At 67.9% G+C, this 6,460-nt stretch carries 7 protein-coding genes; 3 read left to right on the top strand and 4 right to left on the bottom strand.

Translation table 11 applies throughout. The features are described 5' to 3' along the window. Positions 1-709 precede the first annotated feature (709 nt). Entirely contained in the window at positions 710-1,156 is a 447-nt protein-coding gene (locus AB4Y64_RS11975) for a DUF192 domain-containing protein (protein ID WP_441816668.1), read from the top strand. Positions 1,157-1,175: 19 nt separating this feature from the next. Here the strand turns inward: AB4Y64_RS11975 and AB4Y64_RS11970 are convergent, their stop codons facing one another. Further along, positions 1,176-1,367: a rubredoxin gene (locus tag AB4Y64_RS11970; RefSeq protein ID WP_441816667.1), complete on the bottom strand. Its 192-nt coding sequence runs from the start codon at positions 1,365-1,367 to the stop codon at positions 1,176-1,178. 77 nt (positions 1,368-1,444) lie between these two features. On the opposite strand from AB4Y64_RS11970, the gene thiE reads away from it, so the two are divergent. Next, positions 1,445-2,125: a thiamine phosphate synthase gene (gene thiE / locus AB4Y64_RS11965; RefSeq protein WP_441816666.1), complete on the top strand. Its 681-nt coding sequence runs from the start codon at positions 1,445-1,447 to the stop codon at positions 2,123-2,125. Then, positions 2,122-3,420 (top strand): glutamate-1-semialdehyde 2,1-aminomutase, encoded by a 1,299-nt coding sequence (gene hemL, locus AB4Y64_RS11960; RefSeq protein ID WP_441816665.1) that lies wholly within the window; start codon positions 2,122-2,124, stop codon positions 3,418-3,420. Before thiE ends, hemL begins: the two co-directional genes overlap by 4 nt. 106 nt (positions 3,421-3,526) lie before the next feature. On the opposite strand, the gene AB4Y64_RS11955 is transcribed toward hemL, so the two are convergent. The 3 genes from AB4Y64_RS11955 to AB4Y64_RS11945 all read right to left on the bottom strand — a co-directional run bounded on the left by AB4Y64_RS11955 (position 3,527) and on the right by AB4Y64_RS11945 (position 6,443). Beyond that, positions 3,527-4,753: an acetylornithine/succinylornithine family transaminase gene (locus AB4Y64_RS11955; protein ID WP_441816664.1), complete on the bottom strand. Its 1,227-nt coding sequence runs from the start codon at positions 4,751-4,753 to the stop codon at positions 3,527-3,529. A 77-nt stretch (positions 4,754-4,830) separates the two neighbouring features. Then, positions 4,831-5,682: an SDR family oxidoreductase gene (locus AB4Y64_RS11950; protein ID WP_441816663.1), complete on the bottom strand. Its 852-nt coding sequence runs from the start codon at positions 5,680-5,682 to the stop codon at positions 4,831-4,833. A gap of 83 nt (positions 5,683-5,765) precedes the next feature. Further along, positions 5,766-6,443: a serine/threonine protein kinase gene (locus tag AB4Y64_RS11945; protein ID WP_441816662.1), complete on the bottom strand. Its 678-nt coding sequence runs from the start codon at positions 6,441-6,443 to the stop codon at positions 5,766-5,768. Positions 6,444-6,460: the final 17 nt, after the last annotated feature.

Raw genomic sequence — 6,460 nt, 5'->3', positions numbered from 1 at the left:
GAATTTCGATTCCGTCAACACCGTGTCGAGATCTTTTTTCGCTTCCCGAAGGTCCGTTCAGCGTCCTTCCGGACCGCCCCAGGACCACCGGGCCGCGCATCTTACAGCATGCCCGAGAACCGTCAACCGCCTCGAACCACACCGTCTTTCCCGCGTCCCGCCGCGTTCAACTTCACCGTGGCGGGGCGCGCATTGTGCACATGCACAACGGGATTTGGAAGGGGTTCGTTAAAGTTTTTTTACATCTTTGCCGAGTGAGCACGTTCGGGGCCATGGAGCGGCCCAAAAGCGAAGCAACGTCCATGTATCCCGGCCTTCGCGGGGATGACGGCTTGCGCCGCCTGTCTCTGCGGGGAAGGCGCAAAGTCGCTGGGTCCCCGCCTTCGCGGGAATGACGGGCAAAAGACGAAGACCTGGCAACGAAGCGGTGGAGCGTTGTCCGCCGGGCCGGGGATTGCGGAGCAGTGGGCCATGGATGGCCCACGCCCGGCATAAAGACAGGATGTCGTCTGCCGGGCGCAGCGATCCCCGGCCCGGCGGACGACGCCCCCCCCCCCGAAGCCCCAACGCCTCGAAGGCCCTAAGGCCCCAAAGCCCCGGTGCCAAACGGGTTCGGAAGCGTTTCCGCTTGACTCGCATTCATCCCTGCACGATGTTCGTCGCGCATTGGCCGTCCACGGCCCGGATCAACGCCTGAAGGAGCTCCACCATGTTCCTGCCCCGTCTACTGGTCGCCTGCTGCGGCCTCGCCCTGTCCGGTTGCGCCATGGGGTCCGGCCCCTGGGTCGAACTCGGCGGCCAGAAGTTCCAGGTGGAAGTGGCCGATGACGACGCCGAACGCGCGCGCGGCCTGATGTTCCGCGAGGAAATGGCCGACGACCACGGCATGTTGTTCATCCATGAGCAGCAGGAGCCACTGTCGTACTGGATGAAGAACACCAAGATTCCGCTGGATATCCTGTACTTCGACAGCGACCGCAAACTGGTGTCGCAGCGTCGCGACACACCGCCGTGCTCCCTCGGCGACGGCTGCCCGCCGTACCCGAGCACCGCGCCCGCGCGTTATGTGCTGGAACTCAATGCCGGCGAAGCGGCAAAACTGGGCCTCAAGGATGGCGCCGAACTGACGTTCGGGCCGGGGCTGGCCAAGCCCTGACGGCAAGCCCTGACGAGCGTCAGAGCACCATCATCTCGAAATCGTCCTTGGTCACGCCGCAGTCCGGGCACGTCCAGGTGTCGGGCACGTCCTCCCAGCGCGTGCCCGGCGCAATCCCCTCTTCCGGCAGGCCCTGGGCCTCGTCGTAGATGAAGCCGCAGACGACGCACATCCAGGTGCGGTAGGTGGTGGCGGCAGCGATCTCGGACATGGGGGATTGGGCTGATAATGCTGGGATTGCGGAACGCGCATTGTCCCACCGCGCCCGCGCCCACGGAAGCTTTCTGGATGAATCCGCCGTCCCCGCGGAGTGGCCTGTACGCCATCACCCCCGACGACAACGACACCCCGCGCCTGCTGGACCGGGTCGAAACGGTCGTGGCCGCCGGCGCCACCTGGCTCCAGTATCGCAACAAGGCTGCCGGTGACGACCTGCGCGGACTGCAGGCGCGCGAGCTGCTGGCGCTGTGCCGGCGCCATGGCGTGCCGATGATCGTCAACGACGACTGGCGCCTGGCAGCCGAGATCGGTGCCGACGGCGCCCATCTGGGCGAGGACGACGGTGAGCTGGCCGCTGCCCGGGCCGTTCTGCCCGCAGGCGCGATCCTGGGCGCCTCGTGCTACGCCGATCTCGCCCTGGCCCGGCGCGCCGCCGCGGCCGGCGCCGACTACATCGCCTTCGGCGCGTTCTTCCCGTCGCCGACCAAGCCCAACGCCCGTCGGGCCGGCCTGGACCTCCTGCGCGACTCGGCGTCGCTGCAATTGCCGCGAGTGGCGATCGGCGGCATCACCCCGGACAATGCACGGTCCCTGGTCGAAGCCGGCGCCGACCTGCTCGCCGTCGTCAGCGGCGTATTCGATGCTGTAGATCCGGCCGCGGCAGTGCGACGGTACCTCGACTGCTTCGACCTGCCCCCACCCCAGCCCTCTCCCGCAAGCGCGAGAGAGGGTCAAACGAGTTCCCCATGAATCAATCGCAATCGCATGAGCTGTTCACCCGCGCCCTCGAACTGATCCCCGGCGGCGTCAATTCGCCGGTGCGCGCGTTCAAGTCGGTCGGCGGCGAACCGTTCTTCGCCCAGCGCGCCGAAGGCCCCTACCTGCATGACGTCGATGGCAACCGCTACATCGACTACGTCGGCTCGTGGGGTCCGATGATCGCCGGCCATGCCCACCCGAAGGTGCTGGCTGCCGTCGAGAAGACCATGCGCGACGGCCTCAGCTTCGGCGTGCCCAATGCGCTGGAAGTGACGATGGCCGAGGCGATCACCGCGATCGTGCCGAGCTGCGAGATGGTGCGCATGGTCAACTCCGGCACCGAGGCGACGCTGTCGGCGATCCGCGTCGCGCGTGGCGCCACCGGCCGCAACCGCATCGTCAAGTTCGAAGGCTGCTACCACGGTCACGGCGACAGCTTCCTGGTGAAGGCCGGCAGCGGCGTGATGACGCTTGGATTGCCGAATTCGCCGGGCGTGCCATCGGCGCTGGCCGACCTGACCATGACCATCGCCTACAACGACTTCGATGCAGCGACGAAGCTGTTCGATGAAATCGGCGGCGAGATCGCCGGCCTGATCATCGAACCGATCGTCGGCAACGCCAACTGCATCCTGCCGCGCGACGGTTATCTGCAGCACCTGCGCGAGCTGTGCACGAAGCACGGCGCGCTGCTGATCTTCGACGAAGTGATGACCGGCTTCCGTGTCGCCCTCGGCGGCGCGCAGCAGCGCTATGGCATCACCCCGGACCTGTCGACCTTCGGCAAGATCATCGGCGGCGGCATGCCGGTCGGCGCCTATGGCGGCCGTCGCGACCTGATGGCGCAGGTCGCGCCGAGCGGGCCGATCTACCAGGCCGGCACGCTCAGCGGCAATCCGGTGGCGATGGCCGCGGGCCTGGCGACGCTGGAGCTGATCCAGGCGCCGGGCTTCCACGATGCGCTCGAACGCAGCACGAATGTGCTGTGCGATGGACTCGAGGCCGCAGCGCGCGAAGCCGGCATCGCCTTCCACACGACACGCGCCCCGGGCATGTTCGGACTGTATTTCCGCGAAGGCCCGGTGGAGACGTTCGAGGATGCGAAGGCGTCGGACACTGCGCGCTTCAATCGCTTCTTCCACGCAATGCTGGAACGCGGCGTGTACCTGGCGCCGTCGGCGTTCGAGGCCGGGTTCGTGTCGAGCGCGCATGGCGGAGCGGAGATCGCGCTGACCATCGAGGCGGCGCGGGCGTCGTTCGCGACGCTTTGGGGGCGCGCCTCTTAAGGGCGCGCCTCTTGAGAGCGCGCCTCTTGAGAGCGCGCCTCTTGAGAGCGCGCCTCACGCCAATCCCCTCTCCCGCGCGGGGAGAGCAGGGACTTGCATCAGCGCATCAGGCGCTGACGAACTGGACCAGCGCGGCGCGCAGGCGCGCCAGGCCTTCGGCGATATCGGCGTCGCTGATGTTCAGCGCGGGCACGAATCGCAGCACGTCCGGACCGGCCTGGAGCAGCAGCAGGCCCTGCTCCACGCACAGGTCGAGGATCAACCCGGCCTTGCCGGCGTGCACTTCGCGCAGTTGCGCGCCGAGCATGAGGCCGCAACCGCGGACCTCCGAGAACAGGCCCAGCTCGGTATCGAGCGCGGCAAGCGCATCGCGGATCGCCAGCGACTGCCGCTCGACATTGGCCAGCACCTGCGGCGAGGAGATCTCGCGCAATGCCGCACGCGCCACGGCGGCGGCCAACGGATTGCCGCCGAAGGTGGTGCCGTGCGCGCCGAACTGCATCGACTCCGCGGCCGTTGCGCCGACCAGCATCGCACCGATCGGGAAACCGCTGCCCAGCGCCTTGGCGAGGGTGACGACATCGGGCGCGATGCCGTAGCCGTGGCAGGCGAACAGATGACCGCTGCGGCCCATCCCGCACTGGATCTCATCGAGCATCAGCAACGCGCCGTGACGGTCGCACAGCGCGCGCAGACCAAGCAGGAATTCTTCCGTCGCCGGCGTGACGCCACCCTCGCCCTGCACCGGTTCGACCAGCACCGCGCAGACGTCGCCGGCGGCCATCGCCGCTTCGGCGGCGGCGAGGTCGTTGAAATCGCTGTAGCGGAAGCCCGGCGGCAGCGGCTCGAAGCCTTCGTGGTACTTGGGCTGCGCGCCGGCGGTGACCGCGGCCAGCGTGCGGCCGTGGAAGCTGCCGCGGAAGCTGAGGATGACGCGACGGTCGGGGTCGCGACCCTGCGCGCTGGCCCACTTGCGGGCGAGTTTGATCGCCGCCTCGTTGGCCTCGGCGCCGGAGTTGCAGAAGAACACACGCTCGGCGAAGCGCGATGCGGTGACCAGCTCCTCGGCCAGGCGCAGCGGCGGTTCGCTGACGAAGACGTTGCTGGTGTGCCAGAGCTTGCCCGCCTGCTCGGTCAGCGCGGCGACCAGCAGCGGATTGGCGTGGCCGAGCGCGTTGACGGCGATGCCGGCGCCGAAGTCGACATATTCGCGGCCTTCACGATCCCACACGCGCGCACCACGGCCATGGTCGAGCACGATCCGGCGCGGCCGGTACACCGGCAGGTAATAGCGTTCGGAGAGCGAGAACAGGTCGGAGCTGGAGGCGGTCATGGTGGGGCTGTGGCGGGTGTGTGGAGGGAAGAGGCCATTGTCGCTCATCGCAGCGATCGGATGACGGGCGGTGCGGATCAGCTGCGCGGCTTTTTAGCCAGTTGCGAGTCGGTCAGGAACAGGTCCGGAATCAGGTGCTCGCAGTAGGGATTCACTGCGTACTGGGCGAAATCGGTCACGCCGGCGGCGAACAGCACGTCGTCGTCGATCAGGAAGTGGCCGTAGAAATCGTCCGACGGACGCACGAGCACCGCGTGCGCGGCATCGGCGACGATCTCGGGCTTGCGGCACATTTCCAGGCGCACGCCCGGGATCATGTTGACCGCGTCGGTGGCGATGACGGTCCGCGGCCACAAGGCATTGACGGCCACGCCCTGGGGGCCGAACTCGGCCGCGAGCCCCAGCGTCACGAAGCTCATGCCCATCTTCGCCAGCGTGTAGGCGGTGTGCGGCGCCCACCACTTCGGATCGAGGTTGAGCGGCGGCGCCAGCGACAGGATGTGCGGATCAGGCGCCTTGAGCAGGTGCGGCAGGCAGGCCTGCGCGCACAGGAAACTGCCGCGCGCGTTGACCTGCTGCATCAGGTCGTAACGCTTCATCGGCGTGTCGAGCGTGCCCTTGAGCCAGATCGCGCTGGCGTTGTTGACGAGGATGTCGATGCCGCCAAACAGGTCGACCGTCGCCGCCACCGCGGCATTCACCTCGTCCTCTTCGCGGATGTCGCACTTGAGCGCCAATGCCTTGCCGCCTGCGGCTTCGACCTCGGCGGCGACGCTGTGGATGGTGCCGGGCAGTTTCGGATTGGGCACGGCCGATTTCGCCGCGATGGCGACATTCGCGCCGTCCTGCGCGGCGCGCAAGGCGATGGCACGGCCGATGCCGCGCGACGCGCCAGTGATGAAGATGGTCTTTCCGGACAGGGTACGCATGACGGTTTCCTCCAGGGGTCAGGGCAGGCAGCCCGACGCAGTCGCATCGCCTGGAGCAGGCGGGTTGCTGGTCGTGGCAGGGTTCATGGCTTCGGCCCCTGCCCTTCGTTGTCCTCCCATTTCAACAGCTTGCGCGTTACGAAGCGGTAGACCGGTTTGCCGGTCGCGAACCACGCTTGGCGCAACCACGAATGGCGTTTGAGCACGCGCCGTTCGACCGGCGTCAGCATCTGCGGGCAGTACGTGCGTTTGTGCTTGAGCAGGTGGCGAATGTCCTCGCGCGCGAGCAGGCGCATCCAGCGCGAACGCGGCCGGCCACGAACGGCGAGCTGGAAGTCGATGATCGCCGGGGCGCCGTCGGCCAACACCAGCCAGTTGGCTTCCTTGGCCAGATCGTTGTGGGCAAGGCCGCGCCGGTGCAACTGTTGCAGCAGTCGTCGCGCACGGCGGAAATAGGCCAGGTCGCCGTGCGGCGGTCGCTGGTACATCGCCGCACCGGCCATGTAGCTGCGATCGAGCCGGCGGCCGTCCCAGCCGAGCAGTTGCGGCGTTGCCTCCAGACCGTGGACGCACTCCAGGCCCCTGGCCTCGCGCCGCGCCAGCCACCACGCCGGAAGGCGCAGCCACAGCGGCACGTGGCAAAGGTCGCGGCGCACGAACAGGCCATCGGCGCCGCGCATCAGCGCGATGCGGCCGAAACTGTCGGCCTTCAGGGCCTGGACTTCGATGGCGTCGTCGTCGGTGGTGGTGCGTGCGGGCATCGCGCCAGTGTACGGAA

The organism is Lysobacter sp. TAF61 (genome assembly GCF_052113485.1).
Classification (GTDB): domain Bacteria; phylum Pseudomonadota; class Gammaproteobacteria; order Xanthomonadales; family Xanthomonadaceae; genus Lysobacter_J.
Note: the sequence above shows the minus strand (reverse complement) of the source record. Positions and strands in the feature narration are given on the sequence as shown.